The sequence below is a fragment of the Pseudomonas sp. PA-7-1E genome, from assembly GCF_021605325.1.
Lineage (GTDB): Bacteria > Pseudomonadota > Gammaproteobacteria > Pseudomonadales > Pseudomonadaceae > Aquipseudomonas > Aquipseudomonas fluorescens_BV.
The window spans coordinates 18971-40929 of sequence record NZ_WKFA01000052.1 but is presented as its reverse complement, the minus strand read 5'-3'; the positions used below and the strand labels follow the sequence as shown (position 1 = coordinate 40929).

General features: G+C 60.4%; 21 protein-coding genes. 18 read left to right on the top strand and 3 right to left on the bottom strand.

Going from position 1 to position 21959, the window contains the following annotated elements; translation table 11 throughout:
* A partial coding sequence (locus GIW79_RS23940; RefSeq protein WP_236477421.1) for an IclR family transcriptional regulator occupies positions 1 to 713 on the top strand: 713 nt, incomplete at its 5' end.
* Here GIW79_RS23940 and GIW79_RS23935 read toward each other — a convergent pair.
* Positions 714 to 1766 carry an NAD(P)-dependent alcohol dehydrogenase gene (locus GIW79_RS23935; protein ID WP_054897943.1) on the bottom strand — a complete coding sequence of 351 codons (1053 nt, stop codon included), beginning with the start codon at positions 1764 to 1766 and terminating at the stop codon, positions 714 to 716.
* Between the two features lie 181 nt (positions 1767 to 1947).
* On the opposite strand from GIW79_RS23935, the gene GIW79_RS23930 reads away from it, so the two are divergent.
* The gene (locus tag GIW79_RS23930; protein ID WP_054922615.1) at positions 1948 to 2841 is read left to right on the top strand and encodes an AraC family transcriptional regulator; all 894 of its coding nucleotides are present in this window, start codon (positions 1948 to 1950) and stop codon (positions 2839 to 2841) included.
* 345 nt (positions 2842 to 3186) lie between these two features.
* Here GIW79_RS23930 and GIW79_RS23925 read toward each other — a convergent pair whose 3' ends face one another.
* Positions 3187 to 4851, bottom strand: a complete 1665-nt coding sequence (locus GIW79_RS23925) for an electron transfer flavoprotein-ubiquinone oxidoreductase (RefSeq protein ID WP_034126749.1) — start codon at positions 4849 to 4851, stop codon at positions 3187 to 3189.
* 516 nt (positions 4852 to 5367) lie between these two features.
* Here GIW79_RS23925 and GIW79_RS23920 point away from each other — a divergent pair.
* The 14 genes from GIW79_RS23920 (at position 5368) to GIW79_RS23855 (ending at position 16960) form a co-directional block, all read left to right on the top strand.
* On the top strand, positions 5368 to 6117 hold the full coding sequence (locus GIW79_RS23920) for an electron transfer flavoprotein subunit beta/FixA family protein (protein ID WP_014719538.1): 750 nt from the start codon (positions 5368 to 5370) through the stop codon (positions 6115 to 6117).
* Between the two features lie 2 nt (positions 6118 to 6119).
* On the top strand, positions 6120 to 7049 hold the full coding sequence (locus tag GIW79_RS23915) for an electron transfer flavoprotein subunit alpha/FixB family protein (protein WP_054897215.1): 930 nt from the start codon (positions 6120 to 6122) through the stop codon (positions 7047 to 7049).
* A gap of 72 nt (positions 7050 to 7121) precedes the next feature.
* Positions 7122 to 7937 carry a substrate-binding periplasmic protein gene (locus tag GIW79_RS23910; RefSeq protein WP_054897214.1) on the top strand — a complete coding sequence of 272 codons (816 nt, stop codon included), beginning with the start codon at positions 7122 to 7124 and terminating at the stop codon, positions 7935 to 7937.
* Positions 7938 to 7946: 9 nt separating this feature from the next.
* Positions 7947 to 8309 (top strand): DUF4398 domain-containing protein, encoded by a 363-nt coding sequence (locus tag GIW79_RS23905; protein ID WP_003193475.1) that lies wholly within the window; start codon positions 7947 to 7949, stop codon positions 8307 to 8309.
* Positions 8306 to 9118 carry an OmpA family protein gene (locus GIW79_RS23900; protein ID WP_057976366.1) on the top strand — a complete coding sequence of 271 codons (813 nt, stop codon included), beginning with the start codon at positions 8306 to 8308 and terminating at the stop codon, positions 9116 to 9118. Before GIW79_RS23905 ends, GIW79_RS23900 begins: the two co-directional genes overlap by 4 nt.
* A gap of 269 nt (positions 9119 to 9387) precedes the next feature.
* Entirely contained in the window at positions 9388 to 10827 is a 1440-nt protein-coding gene (locus GIW79_RS23895; RefSeq protein ID WP_003193472.1) for an aminotransferase-like domain-containing protein, read from the top strand.
* Positions 10828 to 10920: 93 nt separating this feature from the next.
* Positions 10921 to 11412: a hypothetical protein gene (locus GIW79_RS23890; RefSeq protein ID WP_034126752.1), complete on the top strand. Its 492-nt coding sequence runs from the start codon at positions 10921 to 10923 to the stop codon at positions 11410 to 11412.
* A 162-nt stretch (positions 11413 to 11574) separates the two neighbouring features.
* Positions 11575 to 11829: a YkgJ family cysteine cluster protein gene (locus GIW79_RS23885; RefSeq protein WP_197883257.1), complete on the top strand. Its 255-nt coding sequence runs from the start codon at positions 11575 to 11577 to the stop codon at positions 11827 to 11829.
* Positions 11830 to 11870: 41 nt separating this feature from the next.
* Entirely contained in the window at positions 11871 to 12476 is a 606-nt protein-coding gene (locus GIW79_RS23880) for an START domain-containing protein (protein ID WP_034126754.1), read from the top strand.
* A 103-nt stretch (positions 12477 to 12579) separates the two neighbouring features.
* Positions 12580 to 12816 carry a hypothetical protein gene (locus GIW79_RS23875; RefSeq protein ID WP_054897212.1) on the top strand — a complete coding sequence of 79 codons (237 nt, stop codon included), beginning with the start codon at positions 12580 to 12582 and terminating at the stop codon, positions 12814 to 12816.
* A 213-nt stretch (positions 12817 to 13029) separates the two neighbouring features.
* The gene (locus GIW79_RS23870; RefSeq protein WP_003193463.1) at positions 13030 to 13371 is read left to right on the top strand and encodes a ribonuclease E inhibitor RraB; all 342 of its coding nucleotides are present in this window, start codon (positions 13030 to 13032) and stop codon (positions 13369 to 13371) included.
* 445 nt (positions 13372 to 13816) lie between these two features.
* A complete protein-coding gene (locus tag GIW79_RS23865) occupies positions 13817 to 15226 on the top strand; it encodes a circularly permuted type 2 ATP-grasp protein (RefSeq protein ID WP_054897219.1) in 1410 nt (469 codons plus the stop codon).
* A gap of 4 nt (positions 15227 to 15230) precedes the next feature.
* Positions 15231 to 16181: an alpha-E domain-containing protein gene (locus GIW79_RS23860; RefSeq protein ID WP_034126756.1), complete on the top strand. Its 951-nt coding sequence runs from the start codon at positions 15231 to 15233 to the stop codon at positions 16179 to 16181.
* On the top strand, positions 16178 to 16960 hold the full coding sequence (locus GIW79_RS23855) for a transglutaminase family protein (RefSeq protein WP_054897211.1): 783 nt from the start codon (positions 16178 to 16180) through the stop codon (positions 16958 to 16960). The genes GIW79_RS23860 and GIW79_RS23855 overlap by 4 nt, the downstream gene beginning before the upstream one ends.
* A 171-nt stretch (positions 16961 to 17131) precedes the next feature.
* Here GIW79_RS23855 and GIW79_RS23850 read toward each other — a convergent pair whose 3' ends face one another.
* Positions 17132 to 17932 carry a c-type cytochrome gene (locus GIW79_RS23850; RefSeq protein WP_034127040.1) on the bottom strand — a complete coding sequence of 267 codons (801 nt, stop codon included), beginning with the start codon at positions 17930 to 17932 and terminating at the stop codon, positions 17132 to 17134.
* A 647-nt stretch (positions 17933 to 18579) separates the two neighbouring features.
* Here GIW79_RS23850 and GIW79_RS23845 point away from each other — a divergent pair.
* Positions 18580 to 19785 (top strand): acetyl-CoA C-acetyltransferase, encoded by a 1206-nt coding sequence (locus tag GIW79_RS23845; RefSeq protein WP_054897210.1) that lies wholly within the window; start codon positions 18580 to 18582, stop codon positions 19783 to 19785.
* Positions 19786 to 19801: 16 nt separating this feature from the next.
* A complete protein-coding gene (locus tag GIW79_RS23840; RefSeq protein WP_236453087.1) occupies positions 19802 to 21946 on the top strand; it encodes a 3-hydroxyacyl-CoA dehydrogenase NAD-binding domain-containing protein in 2145 nt (714 codons plus the stop codon).
* Positions 21947 to 21959 lie beyond the last annotated feature (13 nt).

Here is a 21959-nt window from a genome sequence, read left to right as displayed (position 1 = left end):
CGGCTGGTGCGCGGGATCTCAAGGAGATCGCCCGGCGCATCGGCACCACCCGCAGCACAACGCACCGCCTGGCCAGTTGCCTGGTGGACGAGCGTTACCTGCGCGTGGTGCCCCAGGTCGGTTATCTGCTGGGGCCCAAGCTGATCGAGTTGGGGTTCCAGGCCCGTGAAGAGTTGCCCTTGGTGAACCTGGCGGTGCCCTACCTGGATGAGTTGTCGGCGCTGACCGGCGATACCATTCACCTGGCGATTCGTGAGTACGACGAGGTGCTTTACCTGCACAAGAACCCCGGCCGCAATGGGCCGGAAATGCGCTCGCGGGTCGGCCATCGCATGCCGCTGGCGCGCACCGGTATCGGCAAGGCGTTGATGCTGGATGATTCGCCGCAGGAGTGGCAGCGCTTGTATGAGGCGAGCTTGCCGGCGGTGGGCAAGAGCCTGCAATGGCCGCAGCACCCGGAGCAATCCTGGGCGCAGTTCGAACAGCGCATGCATGAGTATGTCGAGGGTGGCTACGCGTTTGACCTCGAAGACAACGAGCCTTCGATCCGCTGCGTGGCCGCACCGGTGCGCGATGCCAGCGGGCGCATTGTCGCCGGCATCAGCATTGCCAGTACGGTGCCCTACATGCCGCTGGAGAAAATGGCCGAACTGATCCCTGTGATCAAACAGGTCGCAGCCCGGCTGTCAGCGGAGTTGGGCGCCAAGGCCTGATCAGGCTTTCAGGCTCGCCATGTCGATGACAAAGCGGTACTTCACATCACCGGCAATCATGCGCGCATAAGCTTCGTTGATCTGGCGAATGTCGAGCATCTCGATGTCGCAGGTAATGCCATGCTCGGCGCAGAAATCCAGGACTTCCTGGGTTTCGGCAATGCCGCCGATCAGCGAGCCGGCCAAGACTTTACGACCCAGCACCAGCTTGGCAGCGTTGACGGGTGGGTCCACCGGCTCGATCAGGCCGACCAGGATATGCACGCCGTCAAAGCGCAGCACATCGAGGTAGGGGTTCAGGTCGTGCTGCACCGGGATGGTGTCCAGCAGGAAATCGAAGTGCCCCGCAGCGGCTTTCATCTGCTCGGCATCCGTGGACACGATCACATGGTCGGCGCCCTGGCGACGGCCTTCCTCGGCCTTGCTGGCCGAGCGCGTGAACAACGTGACTTCGGCGCCCATGGCTTTGGCGAACTTGATGCCCATGTGGCCCAGGCCACCCATGCCGAGGATCCCGACTTTATCGCCGGCTTTCACGCCGTAGTGCTTGAGGGGCGAGTAGGTGGTGATGCCTGCGCACAGGATCGGCGCAGCGCTGGCCAGGTCGAGCTTGGCCGGGATCTTCACCACAAAGTGTTCACTGACCACGATGCTGTCGGAGTAGCCACCCATGGTGTTGCTGCCATCCACGCGGTCCGGCGTGGCATAGGTCATGGTCGGGCCTTCGAGGCAGTATTGCTCAAGGTCTGATTGGCAGGCTTCGCAGTGACGGCACGAGTCGACCATGCAGCCTACGCCCACCAGGTCACCGACTTTATGCGCAGTGACGTTGGCGCCGACCGCGGTGACTTTGCCGACAATCTCGTGGCCCGGCATCAGCGGGTACACGGCGATGCCCCATTCGTTGCGCGCCTGGTGGATATCGGAGTGGCACACGCCGCAGTAGAGGATCTCGATGGCCACGTCATCGACGCGCGGGCTGCGGCGTTCAAATGACATCGGGGCGAGGGGCGTGGTGGCCGACTGGGCGGCGTAACCGATGGCGGTGTACATAGTAAACCTCACAAAAGCTTGGACTGCAGAGGCGGCAAATTCTGCGCGCCGGCCTGGGGGCGCGAACATGGCAATTGCTCCGAGTCTCATGCCTATTCGTCCGGCAGTGCCTGAGGTTTGGATATATTGGCCGCCAGACCTGCGATGATGCTGTCATCCCTCATTCGCGAAGTTTTTTGCCATGCTGTTGACCCGCCATTTGGACGCCAATGCCACGCTGGTTGCCTTGATCGAAGGGCTCACGCCCCGCGACGGTTTTTCCCCGACTCACCTGCCCGGCGTGCAGGTGCTGCGCGCCAGTTGCGATGTGGCGCGTGGGCCGCAGATCTATGAGCCAAGCCTGATGTTCGTGGCCCAGGGCAGCAAGGTCGCCTACCTCGGCCCGCGCACGTTGGAGTATGGCGCCGGGCATTACCTGATCCAGGCGATGCCGGTGCCGTTCGAATGCGAGACCTTTGCCATGGCCCCCGAGGCGCCGTTGTATGGCGTGACGGTGGGCATCGATCGGGTGGTATTGGGCGAGTTGGTGATCGCGATGGGTATGCAGGCCGGGCCGCCGCCGACCGCGCAGACTTTGGAGTCGATGAGTTCGGTGGTGCTGGACGATACGATGCGCGGCTGCGTCGAGCGGTTGTTGCAGTGCCTGCACGATCCGCTGGAAAGCCGGATCATGGGGCCTGCGCGGGTGCGCGAATTGTTGTTCACCGCCTTGCGTGGTCCTCAGGCCGATGTGCTGCGTGCGCTGGTGGAACAACAGGGGCAGTTTTCGCGCATCGCCACCTCATTGAATCACCTGCATGCCCATTACGCCGAGCCGCTGAATATCGAGACGTTGGCCGGGTATGCGCACATGAGTGCGTCGACCTTTCATGAGCATTTCAAACGCTGCACCTTGTTATCGCCGGTGCAGTACCTCAAGCGCCTGCGGCTATTGAAGGCCCAGCAGTTGCTGCTGGTGGAAGGCATGAGCGTGGCGCAGGCGGCGCACAAGGTGGGGTACCAGAGCACGTCGCAGTTCAGTCGGGAGTACAAGCGCTATTTCCTGCGCAACCCGGGGGAAGAGCGGGCCGCCTGACACCACGAGGTTATTGTGGGAGCTGGCTTGCCTGCGATAACGGTGGGTCAGCTATACATTTGGCACCTGAAGACCGCCATCGCAGGCAAGCCAGCTCCCACATATTGATCGATGTCGCCCACAAAAAAGGCTCCCATTTCGGGTAATGCCAGTCAGTTAAGAGCTAGAGCAGACAACCAGTGACTTGTGGCGAGGGAGCTTGCTCCCGCTGGACTGCGTAGCAGTCCCATTTTGGGGGCCGCTTCGCGCCCCAGCGGGAGCAAGCTCCCTCGCCACAGTTACCGATTCTGTCTTAACTGACTGGCATTACCCATTTCGGGAGCCTTTTCTGGTTAAGCGAACGACTTACATATTCGGGTAAGTCGGCCCGCCCGCGCCTTCCGGCGTCACCCAGGTGATGTTCTGCGAAGGGTCCTTGATGTCACAGGTCTTGCAGTGCACGCAGTTCTGGGCGTTGATCTGGAAGCGTTTCTCGCCGTCTTCCTTGGTCACCACTTCATACACGCCAGCCGGGCAGTAGCGCTGCGCCGGTTCATCGTAGAGCGGCAGGTTGGTGCCGATCGGGATGCTTGGGTCTTTGAGCTTCAAGTGGCACGGCTGCTCTTCTTCATGGTTGGTGCCGGAGATGAACACCGAGCTCAGTTTGTCGAAGCTTAGCTTGCCGTCGGGTTTGGGGTAGTCGATCTTCTGGCTGTCTTTGGCCAGCTTCAGGCAGGCGTAGTCCGGTTTGGTGTCGTGCAGGGTGAAAGGGATCTTGCCGCCGAAAATGTTCTGGTCGAGCCAGTTGAAACCGCCGCCGATGATTGCGCCGAACTTGTGCACGGCCGGGCCGAAATTACGGCTGGCGAACAGTTCTTCATACAGCCAGCTGGCTTTGAAGCTGTCGACATATGTGGTCAGCTCATCACCGCCCTCGGATTCGGCAAACAGGCGGTCGGCCACGGCGTCGGCGGCGAGCATGCCGGACTTCATCGCGGTGTGACTGCCTTTGATCTTGGCGAAGTTCAGGGTGCCCAGATCGCAACCGATCAGCGCGCCGCCCTTGAAGACCATCTTCGGCAGCGAATTCAGGCCACCTTTGCAAATCGCGCGGGCGCCGTAGCTGACCCGCTTGCCGCCTTCCAGGTACTGGGCCAGCACCGGGTGGTGCTTGAGGCGCTGGAATTCATCGAACGGCGACAGGAAGGTATTGCTGTAGGACAGGTCGACGATCAGGCCGACCACGACTTGATTGTTTTCCAGGTGATAAAGGAACGAGCCACCGGTGTTCTCTTTACCCATGATGTCCAGCGGCCAACCGGCGGTGTGCACCACCAGGCCCGGCTGGTGCTTGGCTGGGTCGATTTCCCAGATTTCCTTCAGGCCAATGCCGTAGTGCTGGGCGTCGGCGTCGCTGTCCAGGTTGAAGCGCTGGATCAGTTGCTTGCCGATGTGGCCACGGCAACCTTCGGCGAACAGCGTGTACTTGCCACGCAGCTCCATGCCCGGGGTGTACAGGCCGTCTTTTGGCTTGCCTTCACGGTCGACGCCGAGGTCGCCGGTGATGATGCCGCGTACCACGCCGTTCTCGTCGAACAGCGCTTCCTGGGCGGCGAAGCCTGGGTAGATTTCCACGCCGAGGTTCTCGGCCTGCTGGGCCAGCCAGCGGCACAGGTTGCCCAGGGAAATGATGTAGTTGCCTTCGTTGTGCATGGTCTTGGGCACAAAGAAGTCGGGCACCTTGGTGGAGGCTTCCGGGCTGCGCAGTACATAGATGTCATCGCGCACCACGGGCGTGTTGAGCGGGGCGCCGAGTGCTTTCCAGTCCGGGAACAGCTCGTTCAGGGCACGTGGTTCAAACACGGCACCGGAGAGGATATGGGCGCCGACTTCGGAGCCTTTCTCGACCACGCAGACGCTGATTTCCTTACCGGCTTCGGCGGCCTTCTGCTTCAGTCGGCAGGCGGCAGACAGGCCAGCCGGGCCAGCGCCGACGATGACCACGTCGAATTCCATGTATTCGCGTTCCACAGGCTATCTCCTACTCAAGGCTCAACAGGCTTTTTTTTCTAATGGGTGGAGGTTCGGTGTGGTTCTGCGCGAAGGCAGCACCCACCTGTCTCTCTAGGTGGCGCATTATATATAGACCACTGACAGCGTCCAATACAAACGTTTGTTTGAATTGCCTGCAGCCTAGATAAATCAAAGCAACGGGGCTTATGACTGACCATTTTGTCGTATTGACCAGAATAGGCGTTCCGGTCAAGATACGGTCGGTTTTGCGCTTCCCGTAGGCAGACTGCAGGTTTCAAGAGCACGTCCAAAGACAGGCTGAAGGCAATAAAGGTGATGCGCACCCAAACGTTGGAGCGCAGTTTACACGCCGCGATAAAGAATGACCTCTCAGTCACCACTGACGAACGGTCGTCATTTCCCGTGTGCAAGGCCACTGCCGAGGTCTTTGGAGGTGCCCTTGTGTGCCGATGAGCATCAACCGCCAGGTTCGCCTAGGCGACTTTCTTTTCACCGGAGAGTAACGAGGAATCCATGAAGGTTCTTGTAGCTGTCAAACGCGTTGTCGATTACAACGTGAAAGTTCGCGTCAAGGCGGACAATTCCGGCGTCGACCTTGCTAACGTCAAGATGTCGATGAACCCTTTCTGCGAAATCGCTGTGGAAGAAGCCGTACGCCTGAAAGAGAAAGGCGTGGCGACGGAAATCGTCGTGGTGTCCATCGGGCCGACCACTGCCCAAGAGCAGTTGCGTACCGCTTTGGCCCTGGGCGCCGACCGCGCCATTCTGGTGGAGTCCGCTGAAGAGCTGACCTCACTGGCCGTTGCCAAGCTGCTCAAGGCCGTTGTCGACAAGGAGCAGCCACAACTGGTGATCCTGGGCAAACAAGCCATCGACAGCGACAACAACCAGACTGGCCAGATGTTGGCTGCACTGACCGGTTACGGCCAGGGCACCTTCGCTTCGAAAGTCGAAGTGAGCGGCGACAGCGTTGCGGTCACCCGTGAAATCGACGGCGGCGCCCAAACGGTTTCCCTGAAACTGCCGGCTATCGTCACCACCGACCTGCGTTTGAACGAGCCGCGTTATGCGTCCCTGCCAAACATCATGAAAGCCAAGAAGAAGCCTCTGGAAACGCTGACTCCGGACGCTTTGGGCGTTTCCACCGCCTCTACCAACAAGACCGTCAAAGTCGAAGCGCCGGCTGCACGCAGCGCGGGCATCAAGGTCAAGTCGGTGGCTGAACTGGTCGAGAAACTGAAAAACGAAGCGAAGGTAATCTAATCATGACTATCTTGGTAATCGCTGAACACGACAACAAGGTACTGGCCCCGGCCACCCTGAACACCGTGGCCGCTGCCGCTAAAATCGGTGGGGATATCCACGTGCTGGTTGCTGGTCAGGGCGCTGGCGCCGTGGCTGAAGCGGCTGCAAAAATCGCAGGCGTGAGCAAAATCCTGAACGCTGACAATGCCGCTTATGCGCATCAGCTGCCGGAAAACGTTGCACCGCTGGTCGCCGAGCTTGGCGCTGGCTACAGCCACATCCTGGCCGCCGCTACCTCCAACGGCAAAAACATCCTGCCACGCGTTGCCGCCCAGCTGGACGTTGACCAGATCTCCGAGATCATCTCGGTAGAAAGCGCCGATACCTTCAAGCGCCCGATCTACGCCGGTAACGCCATCGCCACCGTGCAGTCCAATGCTTCGGTCAAGGTCATCACCGTGCGTGCCACCGGTTTCGACCCGGTTGCCGCCGAAGGTGGCTCGGCTGCCGTTGAAGCTGTCTCCGCTGCCCACGACGCTGGCACTTCCAGCTTCGTCGGCGAAGAGCTGGCCAAGTCGGACCGTCCTGAACTGACCGCTGCCAAGATCGTCGTTTCGGGCGGGCGTGGCATGCAGAACGGTGACAACTTCAAACACCTGTACGCCCTGGCCGACAAGCTGGGCGCTGCGGTCGGCGCTTCCCGCGCAGCCGTTGACGCAGGTTTCGTACCCAACGACATGCAGGTCGGCCAGACCGGCAAGATCGTTGCGCCACAGCTGTACATCGCCGTCGGTATCTCCGGCGCGATCCAGCACTTGGCCGGTATGAAAGACTCCAAAGTGATCGTTGCGATCAACAAGGACGAAGAAGCTCCGATCTTCCAGGTTGCCGATTATGGCCTGGTGGCGGACTTGTTCGAAGCCGTACCTGAATTGGAGAAGCTGGTCTAATCCAGCCGCTTCACTTATAAAGAGCCCGGTCTTATGACCGGGTTTTTTTTTACTGATCGGGAGAGTCTTGCCATGGAACTGCGCCCCTGGGCCTTACTGCTGGCCCTTACGCTGCTGCCGAGCCTGACGCTCGCCGCCGGCAAGTGCGAGCGCCTGGTGATCACCGGCAGCCCGGACGCACCGCCTTTACTCTGGCGCGACCCTCAGGACCCTACGCACCTGATCGGCGCGACCGCTGACGTGCTGCAACAAGTGGGCAAGGAGCTCGGGCTGAAAATCGACCTGCTCTACGGCGGCAAACGCTCCCTGGCCCTTGATGAAGCACGCAGCGGGCGCATGGACATTCTCGCCGACGCACCGCTGAACCTGGGTGAACTGGACCACTTCGACTACATCCATCCGGCGCTGATGCAGACCGACTACCTGGTATGGACGCGCAAGGATTCGGCCGTGGTCTATTCCACCGCCGCCGATTTGCACGGCCACAAAGGTGCAGTCTCGGAGCGTGCGCGCTTGAGCGCGGAGTTCGAAACCTTCGCCAGCCAGCAACTCAACCTGCAACGCCTGCCCAATTTGACGCCGGCTTTCCAGAAACTGTTGCTCGGTGAGGTGGACTACGTGCTGGCTGGGCGCTATTCCGGCATGGCCATGGCCCAGACCCTGGGCATGAGTAATGACCTGGTGGCCCATGAAGTGCCTGTCGATCAGCCTGGCCTGTACCTGGCGATTTCCCACAACTCGGCCTGCAATGATCCTTGGCTTCGCGGACAGCTGACGAAAAAGATGACAGAATTGCCCGCCTCCGGTGCCGCTCAAGCCGCGCTGCAGCGCAATCTGGAGCGTTGGAAAGCGCAACTGCAACAACCTGTCGGCACCCCAACAAAGTAGGGATTTACAGTGATTTTTCGAGCTCTTTTCGCGGCCCTTGCCGTTGTCGCGCTGGCGGGATGCGCAACCGATCCTGCGCCGATCGAACAAATGCGCCTGACCCAGCAAGCCTTGGAACAAGCCACCGCGGTCGGGGCCAACACCGATGAATCCCCCGAACTGAAGCTGGCCGAAGAAAAATTCGCCCGGGCCAAGGGCAACATGGCCGACCAATCCTACAAGCGAGCGCGGATGCGCGCCGAGCAGGCTGAGCTGGACGCACGCCTGGCCGAAGCCAAAGTGCTGACCGGCAAGAGCCAGGAACAATTGAACGTGCTCAATACCCGTATCACTCGCCTGCGTAAGCAGCTGCAGTTGGGAGAAGCACAATGAGCCCGATGATCCGTGGCCTGAGCTGTGTACTGCTGCTGGGCAGCGTGGCCTTGGGCGGCTGTGCGAGCCAACCCACGAGTGAGCAGGCGTTGCAGCAGGCCGGCGATGACTTTCAAAAGGTCAAGGAAGACGCCAACGTGCTGCGCTTCGCGCCCAAGGACGTGATCCGCGCCGGAGAGTCCTTGGCCCGCGCCGATCGCCTGTCCAGCTACTGGGGCAGCGGCTCCGATGTGGTGCATTACGCCTACCTGAGCCAGCGCTACAGCGCCATCGCCCGAGAGCACACCCAGCAGGGCCTGAATGCCGAGCGCGGCACCCAACTGGAGTTGGAACGTCAGCGCCTGCAACTGGCCTTGCGCGAGAACAAGCTGGCCAGCGTGCAACAGCAGGGCAAGTGGGTTGAAGCGCAAATCGCCAGCCTCACTACCCAGACCGACCGTGGCCTGGTGATGACCCTGGGCGACGTACTGTTTGACACCGGCGAAGCGGAGCTGCAGAACTCGGCCAACCGCACGGTGCTCAAGATCGTGCAATTCCTGCAATTGAACCCCAAGCGTCGGGTGCGCGTCGAGGGCTACACCGACAACACCGGTGGCGAGCAGGAAAACCTGAAACTGTCCTGCGACCGGGCTCAATCGGTGGCCGACCTGTTGATGGACCTGGGTATCGATGACAAACGCATTGAGGTCGAGGGGTATGGCGACCAATACCCGGTGGAAGCCAATGCCTCCGAGCGTGGTCGTGCACAGAATCGTCGGGTGGAAATTGTGTTCTCTGACGAGAAGGGCCAATTGGGCGCAGCGCGCTAATAGCTGACGCAGATCCAAATTGTGGGAGCGGGCTTGCTCGCGAATGCGGTGGCTCAGTACTGGATGTGCTGACTGACACACCGCCTTCGCGAGCAAGCCCGCTCCCACATTTCATTTCGGCGATGCCCACCCCAGCTCCCCCGGCAGTTTTTACTGTCACTCCCGCCCACGCTCGACTATTGTGGCAACTGTCCCCGTACACTTCTAAACTGTGCCGGTATGTATGTTTCACACAAAAATAAAATGCCCGTGAAATCGAGTGCTGCGTCATGACCAATCTGTTGCTTTACCAACGTATTGCCCAGCAACTGGCTGAGGACATCCGCCGCGGTGTCTACCAACCGGGGGAGCGCGTGCCGTCGGTACGCAAGATGAGTTCCCAGCTCAATGTGAGCCATGCCACGGTGCTGCAGGCCTACGCCAACCTGGAAGACCAGGGGCTGATTCGGGCGCGGCCGCAGTCGGGCTACTACGTGCACCAGACGCCAGCACTCACGGCGCCTACGCCTGATATCGCACGGGTCGAGCGCCCAGGGTTGGTCACCCGTAGCAGTATCATCCAGCAGGTGCTGGTCGAGTCGCGCCGTGAAGGGGTGTTTCCCTTGGGCGCGGCGGTGCCGAGTGTCGACTACCTGCCGGTGCGGGCATTGCATCAGCAATTGGCCAAGGTCACGCGTTTCCAGAGCCCACGAGCCTTCAGCTACATGTTCAGCCCTGGCTTTGAACCCCTGCGGCGCCAGGTGGCGATCCGCATGCGCGATGCCGGGGTGGTAGTGGACCCTTCCGAAGTGGTGATCACCCACGGCTGTGTCGATGCCTTGCAAATGTCGCTGCGCGTGCTGACGCGCCCTGGCGACCTGATCGCGGCTGAGTCGCCGACCTATTACGGCTTGCTGCAATTGGCTGATCTGCTGGGCCTCAAGGTGATCGAGATCCCCAGTGACCCTGCCACGGGCATGAGCCTGGAAGCCCTGCAACTGGCCGCCAACCAATGGTCGATCAAGGCGCTGGTGCTGACCACGCGCTTGAGTAACCCGCTGGGCGGCACCATGCCAGAGGAGCGGCAGAAACAGTTGCTGCGCCTGGCGTCGGACTTTGATATCCAGATCGTCGAAGATGATATTTACGGCGAGTTGATGTTCGAACTCGGCCGCACCAAAGCTCTCAAGGCCTACGACCGCCTCGACCGGGTGATCTATTGCTCAAGCTTTTCCAAGACCTTGTCGCCGGGCGTGCGCATTGGCTGGATGATTGCCGGTAAATACCAGCAGGAAATCCAGCGCCTGCAGATGTTCAGCACGCATTCGGCATGCAGCGTCACCCAGATGGGCGTCGCGGCCTATCTGGAAAACGGTGGCTACGACCGTCATTTGCGCTACATCCGCCAGGAATACCGCAAGAACCTCAGCGCCTTCCAATTGGCGGTGCAGCAGTATTTCCCCGAGGGCACCCAGATGACCCGCCCGACCGGCGGCTTTATCCTGTGGGTCAGTTTGCCGGGGCGGGTCAATACTCAGGAACTGCATGTGCGTGCCCTGCAACAAGGCATCAGCATTGCGCCAGGGCTGATTTTCAGTAATACCGAACAGTTCAACCACTGTATTCGCCTCAATTGCGGCACGCCGTGGAACCGCGAGGCGGAGAGGGCGTTGATGACCCTGGGAATGCTTGCCAGCCAGCTGTGCCAAGAGGCCGCAGCGGGTTTTTGAGGCGAGCAAAGGGGACAAGACTGATCTGTGCCCTTGTCATGCCGCGCACAACAAGCGAGCATATGGCCTTCTGCCGTTAATGCTGTTGGCGATATGACTTCTATTTTTCGCGTTACGTTGATGCTTGGTCTGCTGAGCCTGTGCAATGCCGGTAGCGTGCTGGCTGCAGCACCGGTGGCTGAAGGCAAGCCTGTTGTCGGTGCCGAGCAAAAGACCTCAGCCAAGCAGCCAACGCCTGCGAAAAAATCCCCTGCCGCGCAAAAGAAAGCCGCTTCGACCAAAAAGCGTGCACCCGTGGCGAGCAAGTCCAAGTCGGCCCATGAGGTCGCCCAGACCAAACTGCCACCGGCACAGTTGGACCTGTCCCTGCCTTCGGACATGGTCAGGCACTTGCAACCCATCGGCACCATGCCCAAGCCCAAGAGCGTGCCTCTATTGCCGCCGATGTTTGGTGAAAAGCCCACCGACAACAGTGCGTTCCAGATCAACGGCCGCTTGCTCAGCAATGAGATGAAGCTGCAACTGCGTAACGAAGAGCGCCGTGATGTTGAAGGCGCTGCGCTGGATTTCGAATTCAAGCAATAAACTTTCTGAGCACAGGTGACCCAGGTTGCCGACCATCTGTCGCAGACTGGTCGGTCACTTTTGTTTTGTGCGAAAAACTCCTGTTGGGGCATTTTAAAACGGCTGTTTAAGGGCGTACTCTAGCCCGGCCATCCCTATTGAGTCGTCGAGGACCTGCTGGTCATGAAATGCCGTGAAGGCTGTGGCGCCTGCTGCATTGCCCCCTCCATCAGTTCGCCACTACCCGGAATGCCCCAGGGCAAACCCGCTGGCGTTCGTTGCGTGCACCTGTCGGTGGAACAATTGTGCCAGTTGTTCGGTCAACCGCAGCGGCCCGCCGTGTGCAGTGATTTCCATGCCGATATTGAGGTGTGCGGCAACGACCAGGCCGATGCCATCCGGCTGATCGGCTGGTGGGAGCAGATGACGGCGGCTTGATGGGCTTTACAATCGGAACTTCAACAATAAGGAATACAACGATGGGTTCGCTGAAACGAGTGGCTGTGCTGTGCGGTTTTACGCTGTTGTTTGCGGCCACTGCCCAGGCTGAGGATTGGCAAGTCGCCAAGGACGAAGACGGTATCAAGGTGTCCCTGAGCGAGATTGCCGGTTCCAAGTACAAGGCCTATCGCGGCGTGACCGTGATCAAGGCGCCTTTGGCCAAGGTCCAGGCGCTGCAGGAAGATGTGGTCGGTGCTTGCGCCTGGATCCATGAATGCAAATCCCAGAAACTCGTCGACAAGAAAGGCGACGAGGCCTGGACCTACACCCAGTTCAAGGCCCCATTCCCCGTGACGGACCGCGATTCTTACATCCACGTCACCACCACCAAAGCCGCTGACGGTACCGTCACGCGCAAACTGGAAGGTGTGCCGACCTACAAGCCCGAAGCAAAAGGCTACGTGCGGGTCGCCCAGGTGGAGGGTTTCTGGAAACTGGTGCCAAAGGGCGATAACCAGACCGAAGTCACCTACCAGGTACACACCGAGCCAGGTGGCAGCGTACCTTCGTGGCTGGCCAACAAGTTTGTGGTGGACGCGCCGTTCAACACCTTGAAAGCCTTGAAAGAACACGCTGAAAAATAAGTGCAGTTGATCCGGTGCCTCCGGGCTTGAGCGGAACGTTTTGCGCGCCGCCAAGGTCCAGATACTTGTAAGCCCACCTATGGGTTTTATCGAGGAGGCATCGATGCAAACGTGGCAAATTACCTTCGTTGATGATCACGGTGAAACGTCCGTGCAGCAGTTCACCTGCGAACAAAAGCCCAGCCTCGAAGATGCTGCGCATATGATTCGTGCGAAGCTGGTGCCGATTGCTGCCAAACTCGATCTCAATGACCTGGAAGGCCGTAAACCCGAGCCGACGGTCAAGATTCTCAAAGACCAGAACAGTATCCAGATTCTCGATATTTCTCCCTCCGTCTAAACATTTTTCACGCGCCACACGAGCGCCTCTGGTGGCGGTGACAGCTTCACGCTACTCTGCAATCGAGATCAGCGAATGAATCGCTAAGGTCTGGTCTTGTCAGCTACATGCTTGTTTTCCTGCGGTGTTGTTATGCCGTGGTGCCCGCGCCAGCAGGGCGCGGGGCTTCAGGAAGCACGGAAAGTCTATCCATCGGTGTGAGGAGGACGTTTCATGAGCACAGCCTATCAAGAAGACATCAGCACCAACGTACTGCGCCGCATGAAAGAAGGCGGCTTTGATTTCTCGCGCTTTCACCCCATCGAGTTCTACGCCATTTTCCCGGATGAGGAACGGGCGCGCAGGGCTGCGGGTCGATTTCGTGGGGAGTCCCTCAACGCCCAGGTCAGCGCGCGCGACGATGGCGCCTGGTACCTGGAACTGAGCAAAATCATGTTCGCAACCTACGACGGCATAGGAGACTTCGAGCAAGACTTTGAAGCGGTGGTCGAGCCCCTGGGAGGGATCATCGAAGGATGGGGCGTCAAGCAGGAGGTGCGTGGGTTACCCATGTAGTTGGTATTTATGAGCAGCACAGCGTGTCGGCTGACCTTTGGGTCGGCCGATTTTGTTTGGGCTACCGTCGCAACGGAAACTGCCGTTTCAGGCGCAAAAAAAAGCCACCCGGATGGGGTGGCGGAAAGGGAAGACCGAGGAGTCATCAGTACACGAGTCAATACGTTACTGAATGTGCAAAGGGTTTGGCTGTAGGACACGTCCTGTTCAACCGATGTGGGCGATTATCCGCATGTGCAGGCGGGCAGTGAAATCAACTCTGACTATGCTGTTGATAGCCAAACACCGCATTGCAACGGAGCGTACGGCGTGGCCCAGGCAATTGCGCGCACCAGGACGGTGCGGCAAATCCCCTCGGATTATGCAACTGTTTGATTATCAAGTGTTTATGCCGCTGGCACGGGCCTTGCGAAGGTTCTTGCGTCCGGGTGACAAGGAGTACGGCATGATCCGCACTTATTACGATGAAATGTACGATGGGGCAGGGCAGGTTCGCCCCCATTATCGCGAGTTCGCCCGTTGGTTGGCCGACACCCCTGCCGAACTGCTGGCCCAGCGCAGGCGTGAAGCCGATTTGCTGTTCCACCGCGCCGGCATCACCTTCACCCTCTACGGGGACGAACAAGGCACCGAGCGCCTGATCCCCTTCGATACCATCCCCCGCAGCATTCCGGCGAGTGAATGGCGGGTTGTCGAACGCGGTTGCATCCAGCGGGTCAAGGCGCTGAACCTGTTCCTCACCGACCTGTACCACGACCAACGCATCATCAAGGCCGGCATCATCCCCGCCGAGCAGGTATTGGCCAACGAGCAATACCAACTGGCAATGCGGGGCCTGGACTTGCACCGCGATATCTATTCGCACATCTCCGGGGTGGACCTCGTACGCGATGGCGACGGCACGTACTACGTGCTCGAAGACAACCTGCGCACGCCCAGCGGTGTCAGCTACATGCTCGAAGACCGCAAGATGATGATGCGTCTGTTCCCCGAGTTGTTCGCGGCCCAGCGCATCGCGCCCATCGACCATTACCCCAACCTGCTGCTCGACACCCTCAAAAGCGCCAGCCCCCTGGATAACCCCAGTGTGGTGGTACTGACGCCCGGGCGTTTCAATAGCGCGTTCTTCGAACATGCCTTCCTGGCTCGGGAAATGGGTGTGGAGTTGGTGGAAGGCGCGGATTTGTTCGTGCGCGATGACCGTGTGTTCATGCGCACCACCGATGGGCCCAAGGCTGTCGATGTGATCTACCGTCGCCTCGATGATGCATTTCTAGATCCCTTGGCATTCAACCCCGACTCGATGCTCGGTGTACCCGGCCTGCTCGCCGCCTACCGGTGCGGCAATGTGGTGCTGGCCAACGCCATTGGCACCGGAGTCGCGGACGACAAATCGGTTTACCCGTTCGTCACCGAGATGATCCGCTTCTACCTCGATGAAGAGCCGATCCTGCAGAACGTTCCGACTTTTCAATGCCGTAAGCCTGACGAGTTGTCCCACGTGCTGGCCAACCTGCCCGACCTGGTGGTCAAGGAAACCCAGGGCTCCGGTGGTTACGGCATGCTGGTTGGCCCGGCGTCTACGACCGCAGAAATCGAAGCGTTCCGGGCGCGTATCAAGGCCAAGCCACACGCCTATATCGCGCAGCCGACCCTGTGCTTGTCCACCTGCCCGACCTTTGTCGAAAACGGCATCGCCCCGCGCCATATCGACCTGCGCCCCTTCGTGTTGTCCGGCAAGGACACCCGCGTGGTGCCGGGTGGCCTGACCCGTGTGGCGCTGCGCGAAGGCTCGCTGGTGGTCAACTCGTCCCAGGGCGGCGGAACCAAAGACACCTGGGTGGTCGAGGACTGATGCCATGTTGAGTAGAACTGCCTCGGATTTGTACTGGATGTCACGTTACCTGGAGCGTGCCGAAAACCTCGCACGCATGCTCGATGTCAGCTATTCGCTGTCGCTGATGCCCCAGGACGGGCGCGGCGATGGCCTGCACGAATTGGCCATGCCGCTGTTGATCACCGGCACTCTGGACGATTACCACGAGCGCCATGGCCCATTGCACGCTGAACGCTTGCTGCACTTTTTTGCCTTGGACGCGGCCAACCCGGCGAGCATCTACAGCTGTCTGGGTGCGGCGCGGGCCAGCGCCCATGCGGTACGTGGGCGGATCACCGCCGACATGTGGGAAAACATCAACGCCACCTGGCTGGACATTCGCGATATCGCCCAGCAGGGGCTCAGCCATTACGGCATGAGCCGGTTTTGTGAGTGGGTCAAGGAGCGTTCCCATCTGTTTCGGGGCGCCACGTACGGCACCATCATGCGCAACGATGCCTTCCGCTTTATCCGCCTGGGCACTTTTATTGAGCGTGCCGATAACACCCTGCGCCTGCTGGATGCCCGCTACGAAATGGCCGGCGAACAGGCGGCGGCGGTCAGCGATGGTACGGCTCACGCGTATTACCAATGGAGTGCGTTGCTGCGCGCTCTGTCGTCGTTCGAGGCGTACACCGAGATTTATCGCGATGCGCCGGGCGCTCGGCAAGTGGCCGAACTGCTGCTCTTACGCGCGGATGTGCCGCGTTCGCTGCGTGCTTGCAGCGAAGAGATCGACCAGATCCTCGCGAGCCTGCCAGGCCTCAATGGTCGCCCGGCCCAGCGCCTGGCCGCCGAGATGGATGCGCGCCTGCGCTTTACGGCCATCGACGAAATCCTCGAGGAAGGCCTGCATGCCTGGCTGACCGACTTTATCCCCTTGGTCCGCCAGTTGGGCGACGCCATCTACAGTTCCTACCTGGAGGCGGCATGAGACTCTCCATCAGCCACGACACTACCTACCACTACGAAGACCAGGTGCGCGCCAGCATCCAGTACCTGCGCCTGACCCCTCATGACAGCGAGCGCCAGCACGTGCTGAGCTGGCAACTCGACCTTCCACGCCCCGTGCGGGCGCAGGTGGACCCGTTCGGCAACATCCTGCATGTGCTTACGCTGGACGAGCCCCATGACGCCATCATCATTGGCGCCCGGGGCGTGGTGGAGATCGATGAATTGCGCGAGGCCGAACACGAAAGTCAGTCTGCCTTTCCGTTCCTGCGCTCCACGCGCCTCACCGAGCCCGACGACGCCCTGCGCGGGTTTGCCGGGCAACACTGCCATCAGCGTCGCGACCGCACGGCGCTTATCGACTTGATGCACGCGCTCAACCACACCATGGTCTACGCCCCCGGTGCGACCGACGTCGATACCTGCGCCGCCCAGGCCTTTGCAGGTGCAGCAGGGGTGTGCCAGGACCACACCCATGCGTTCCTGGCCTGCGCACGCAGCCTGGGGATCCCTGCGCGGTATGTGTCCGGGTATCTGTATACCGAAGACAGCACGCACCTGGCCAGCCATGCCTGGGCCGAAGCCTGGCTGGATGACGCCTGGTACAGCTTTGACGTGACCAACCAACTGGCGCGGCCGGAGCGGCACTTGAAGCTGGCCGTCGGCCTGGACTACCTCGACGCCTGCCCGGTCCGGGGCATGCGCCGTGGCGGTGGGCATGAGCAGATGCACGCCAAGGTATTCGTGGCGCCGCAGCAATGACCGATAACTGTCGGAGCAAGCTTGCTTGATCGTTCCCACGCTCTGCGTGGGAATGCAGCCCAGGACGCTCCGCGTCCCATAGCGTGACGCAGAGCATCACAAGAGGCGTTCCCACGCAGAGCGTGGGAACGCTCGACGGTGCTCTCAGGCTTTTCGCGAGCAAGCTCGCCCCTACAGCTTGCGGCCCGCCATATGCCGCAGATACCCCACCAGCAAGTCCAACTCATTGTCTGGCAATACACTGGCTGTAAACGCCGGCATCTTCGCCTGTGGCCAATGCCTCAGGCTTTGCGGGTCGCGGATGTAACGCTTGAGAAAATCGCCGCTGAAATACTCGGTGGGGTTGTAGGGCACATTCAAGTCCGGCCCCATCTGGGCATCACCGCCGCCATTGAGGCGATGGCACGCCAGGCAGTTCTTCTGGAACAACGCAAAGCCCTGGTTGATCGGGTCGTTCGCCGCCAGCTTAGGGTCGGGCAATAACGCCGGGAAACGCTCGCCAACCGTCTGCAACTGTTTGAACCTGGAGACCTGGAACGGCCACTGTTCCGGGCTGATACGTCCGGCTTGAGGGTTGGTCCAGACCAGATAGAACGGTCCGGCGCTGGGCTTGCCCTGTGCCAGTGGTGGCCATGGATGGGCCGGGTCTTCCACGGCCAGCCAGGCGCGGGCGCCGTTTTTTTCCAGCAACGGCGCGGCGGCAAGTTCGGCGGCAAAACCATCAAGGGCAACGGCTTGCAGGTGGTTCGCAGATTTAAGGCCCGGCAAGAGCACCGCGAGGGGCACCGCACGATAGGTCATGTTGCGCTTGTAGGACACATCATCAACGATCTGCACCGTCTGAGCGTCGGGATGCTTGAGCAGCTCGGCGGTCTCCCAGGTTTTGTGGGTGTGGTCCAACTCGATGGTCAACTGTGCCGCCGCCGCAGGCAGGCTCAGCAGCAGGGCAAAAAGGGCGAGGATCGGTTTCAAGGCACAGGCCCGTTGCGAGAGAGTGAGGGCGCACACGATAACGGAAAACGGCAGGTAAAAAGACAGCCCCTGCAACAGGAGCGCTAAGCGCAATGTCCTGGCAGGTGCTGCCAAAAGCTGCAGGCCTGGTGCGATGTGTGCACGGAAGCTGGAAGTGTCACCCAATAACCTTGGTTAAATTGGGCAAGATCAGAATCAAGGTGGTGGCGAACAGGATAAGTCCCGCCTGACGTACTTTCGATTGTTTGAACATGGCTGACTGCCTTTTCTTTTGTTGTTATTCCTGAGCGTCAAATGCGTGCCGTTGAAGTCAGTATCGCGAGGTGACGTTGCACTTTTCTTACAGCTGCTCCAGCAAAACCCGGCAGCAGCGTCTTACAGATTCAACCTTAGAGCGCCCGTTCTTTCTGGCTTAGACTCATTTCATATCAGCTAAGAAGTATTTGCGCTAAAAACGGCATGAGGCTTATTGCCATCTTGGCGCCAGCCCTAGGGCTAGACGGCTAAAACGATTAATCAGGCATTTCCCGTAGGTACCTACCGTTCGTCCGAGCGAGGGGGTCAAAAGCAATGAGCGCATCCGTCATTGAAACCGTGTCAATCGGGCCTAAGGTAGGGGCACACACCCATAGCGGTTCGAGGATGTCATGACCCAAGCTTTGATCTTTGATGCGATACGCACGCCCCGGGGTAAAGGCAAGGCCGACGGTGCCCTGCACAGCGTCAAGCCTGTAAACCTGGTGGCCGGCTTGCTCACGGCGCTGGCGCAGCGCAGCGACCTCGACACCCGCCAAGTGGATGACATCGTCCTTGGCTGCGTCACCCCCGTGGGCGACCAGGGCGCCGATATCGCCAAGACCGCCGCGCTGGTGGCCGACTGGGATGTCAGTGTTGCCGGTGTACAGGTCAATCGCTTCTGCGCGTCGGGCCTGGAGGCGGTGAACCTGGGGGCGATGAAGGTGCGTTCCGGCTTCGAAGACCTGGTGGTTGTTGGCGGCGTCGAGTCCATGTCCCGCGTGCCCATGGGCAGCGATGGCGGCGCCTGGGTGCTCGACCCGCAAACCAATATGCACAGCCACTTCACGCCCCAAGGCATTGGCGCCGACCTGATCGCCACCCTGGAAGGCTTCACACGCCAGGATGTCGACACCTTTGCCCTACAGTCCCAGCAGAAAGCCGCCAGGGCGCGGGCAGACCGTTCCTTCAATAAGTCGCTGATCGCGGTGCACGACCAGAACGGCATTGTGCTGCTGGACCATGACGAATTTATCCGCGGCGACTCAACCCTCGAGGGCTTGGGCAAGCTCAAGCCGAGCTTCGAAATGATGGGCCAGATGGGCTTCGACGCCACCGCGTTGCGGGTCTATAGCCACGTGGAGCGCATCCACCATGTGCACACGCCGGGCAACAGTTCCGGCATTGTGGATGGCGCCGCGCTGATGCTGATCGGTTCCGAGGCCAAAGGCCGTGAACTGGGCCTGCAACCGCGGGCGCGTATTGTCGCCACGGCGGTGACCAGCACCGACCCGACCATCATGCTCACCGGCCCCGCGCCGGCCACTCGCAAAGCACTGGCCAAAGCCGGCCTGCGGGTTGAAGACATCGACCTGTTCGAAGTCAACGAAGCCTTTGCTTCGGTCGTGCTCAAGTTCATCAAGGACATGGGCATCGACACCGCACGGGTCAATGTCAACGGCGGCTCCATCGCCATGGGCCATCCCTTGGGCGCCACCGGCTGCGCGATTCTCGGCACCTTGCTCGACGAGCTCGAGGTGCGCCAGCAACGCTACGGCCTGGCCACCTTGTGTGTCGGCGGTGGCATGGGGATCGCCACCATTATCGAACGCCTCTGAGCCTAAGGAATTTGTCATGACCGATGCCATTCGTTACGAAAAAGGCCAGGACCAGATCGTGGTACTGACCCTGGACATGCCCGGCCAGAGCGCCAACACCATGAACGCCGCCTACCGTGAAGCCATGGCGGCCACCCTCGCGCGCCTGGAAGCGGAAAAGGACGAGATCGCCGGGGTGGTGATCACCTCGGCCAAGAAAACCTTTTTTGCCGGGGGTGACCTCAATGAGCTGATCAAGGTCGATAAAGCCCACGCCAAGTCGTTCTACGACAGTGTCTTGGTATTGAAAGCGCAATTGCGCCGCCTGGAAACCCTCGGCAAACCGGTGGTCGCCGCGATCAATGGCGCGGCCCTGGGAGGTGGTTGGGAGATTTGCCTGGCCTGCCATCACCGGGTCGCGCTGGACGACAAGTCCGTGCAACTGGGTTTGCCGGAAGTCACCCTTGGCCTGTTGCCCGGGGGCGGTGGCGTGGTGCGCATGGTGCGCATGCTTGGCCTGGAAAAAGCCTTGCCGTATTTGCTCGAAGGCAAAAAGGTGCGGCCCGCACAGGCCCTGCAAGCGGGTTTGATTGATGAGTTGGCGGCGGATCGCGAGGTATTGCTGGCCCAGGCCCGTGCCTGGATTCTGGCTAATCCGCAGGCCAGGCAACCCTGGGACACCAAGGGCTACGCGATTCCCGGCGGCACGCCATCCCACCCTAAAGTCGCACAGATGCTCGCCATTGCGCCGTCGATTTTGCGTAGCAAGACCCAGGGCTGCTTCCCCGCGCCGGAGAAAATCCTGTGTGCAGCGGTCGAGGGCGCCCAAGTGGACTTCGACACCGCGCACCTGATCGAAACCCGTTACTTCACCGAACTGGTGACCGGGCAAGTGGCGAAGAACATGATCGGCACCTTCTGGTTCCAGCTCAACCAAATCAACGCCGGCAGCTCGCGACCGCAGGGTTTTGCGCCTTATGTAACGCGCAAAGTCGGCGTGCTCGGCGCCGGGATGATGGGCGCGGGCATCGCCTATGTCAGTGCCTGTGCGGGGATCGAGGTGGTGCTCAAAGACATCACCCTGGCCGCCGCTGAAAAAGGCAAAGCCCATTCGGCCGCATTGCTGGACAAGAAAGTCAGCCGTGGGCAATTGACCGCCGAACAGCGCGAAACCACCCTGGCGCGCATTCATCCTACTCAGGATGACGCCGACCTGGCCGGCTGCGACCTGATCATCGAGGCCGTATTCGAAGACCGCGCACTCAAGGCCAAGGTCTCGGCCGCAGCGCAAAGCGTGGTGGGGGCCGACGCGGTGATCGCCTCCAACACCTCCACCTTGCCCATCAGCGGCCTGGCCACGGCGGTGCCTGATCAAGCCAGGTTCATCGGCCTGCACTTCTTCAGCCCCGTGGACAAGATGCCCTTGGTGGAAATCATCAAGGGGGCGCGCACCAGCGACGAAACCCTGGCCCGAGGTTTTGACTTCGTACTCCAAATCAAGAAAACCCCGATTGTGGTCAACGACAGTCGCGGTTTCTTTACCTCGCGGGTATTCGGCACCTTTACCAACGAAGGCATCGCCATGCTCGGCGAAGGCGTGGCGGCGCCGATGATCGAGACCGAAGCGCGCAAGGCCGGCATGCCAGTGGGGCCGCTGGCGGTGTCCGATGAAGTGTCCCTCAGCCTGATGAGCCATATCCGACAGCAAACGGCCAAGGACCTGCAGGCCGAAGGCAAGGCTATGCCGAACCATCCGGCGACGGCGGTGATTGATCTGTTGGTGAACGAATACAAGCGCACGGGCAAGGCGGCCGGCGGTGGTTTTTACGACTATCCCGCTGGCGGCCAGAAGCACCTGTGGCCTGAGCTGAAAAACCGGTTCGAACAGCCCGGCAAGCAAATCTCCCCCCAGGATGTGCGTGACCGCTTGCTGTTTATCCAAGCCATCGAAACCGTGCGCTGTGTGGAGGAGGGCGTGTTGATGTCCACGGCGGATGCCAACGTCGGTTCAATCTTCGGCATCGGTTTTGCCGCTTGGAGTGGCGGCGCGTTGCAGTTTATCAACCAGTACGGGCTGAACGACTTCATCGCCCGCGCCCGCTACCTCGCCGAGGAGTACGGGGAGCGCTTCTCGCCGCCGACGTTGTTGTTGGAAAAAGCCGCAAAAGGTGCGCTGTTTTAGACGTTTCACTGTA

Bases quoted from the DNA above. Each gene is read 5' to 3' on its own strand.
- GIW79_RS23875 (WP_054897212.1), top strand. From the start codon at position 12,580: ATGCAAACGTGGCAAATTACCTTCGTTGATGATCACGGTGAAACGTCC.
- GIW79_RS23930 (WP_054922615.1), top strand. From the start codon at position 1,948: ATGCTGTTGACCCGCCATTTGGACGCCAATGCCACGCTGGTTGCCTTG.
- GIW79_RS23910 (WP_054897214.1), top strand. From the start codon at position 7,122: ATGGAACTGCGCCCCTGGGCCTTACTGCTGGCCCTTACGCTGCTGCCG.
- GIW79_RS23855 (WP_054897211.1), top strand. From the start codon at position 16,178: ATGAGACTCTCCATCAGCCACGACACTACCTACCACTACGAAGACCAG.
- GIW79_RS23860 (WP_034126756.1), top strand. From the start codon at position 15,231: ATGTTGAGTAGAACTGCCTCGGATTTGTACTGGATGTCACGTTACCTG.
- GIW79_RS23845 (WP_054897210.1), top strand. From the start codon at position 18,580: ATGACCCAAGCTTTGATCTTTGATGCGATACGCACGCCCCGGGGTAAA.
- GIW79_RS23895 (WP_003193472.1), top strand. From the start codon at position 9,388: ATGACCAATCTGTTGCTTTACCAACGTATTGCCCAGCAACTGGCTGAG.
- GIW79_RS23865 (WP_054897219.1), top strand. From the start codon at position 13,817: ATGATCCGCACTTATTACGATGAAATGTACGATGGGGCAGGGCAGGTT.
- GIW79_RS23885 (WP_197883257.1), top strand. From the start codon at position 11,575: ATGAAATGCCGTGAAGGCTGTGGCGCCTGCTGCATTGCCCCCTCCATC.
- GIW79_RS23880 (WP_034126754.1), top strand. From the start codon at position 11,871: ATGGGTTCGCTGAAACGAGTGGCTGTGCTGTGCGGTTTTACGCTGTTG.
- GIW79_RS23870 (WP_003193463.1), top strand. From the start codon at position 13,030: ATGAGCACAGCCTATCAAGAAGACATCAGCACCAACGTACTGCGCCGC.
- GIW79_RS23900 (WP_057976366.1), top strand. From the start codon at position 8,306: ATGAGCCCGATGATCCGTGGCCTGAGCTGTGTACTGCTGCTGGGCAGC.
- GIW79_RS23840 (WP_236453087.1), top strand. From the start codon at position 19,802: ATGACCGATGCCATTCGTTACGAAAAAGGCCAGGACCAGATCGTGGTA.
- GIW79_RS23915 (WP_054897215.1), top strand. From the start codon at position 6,120: ATGACTATCTTGGTAATCGCTGAACACGACAACAAGGTACTGGCCCCG.
- GIW79_RS23890 (WP_034126752.1), top strand. From the start codon at position 10,921: ATGACTTCTATTTTTCGCGTTACGTTGATGCTTGGTCTGCTGAGCCTG.
- GIW79_RS23935 (WP_054897943.1), bottom strand. From the start codon at position 1,766: ATGTACACCGCCATCGGTTACGCCGCCCAGTCGGCCACCACGCCCCTC.
- GIW79_RS23920 (WP_014719538.1), top strand. From the start codon at position 5,368: ATGAAGGTTCTTGTAGCTGTCAAACGCGTTGTCGATTACAACGTGAAA.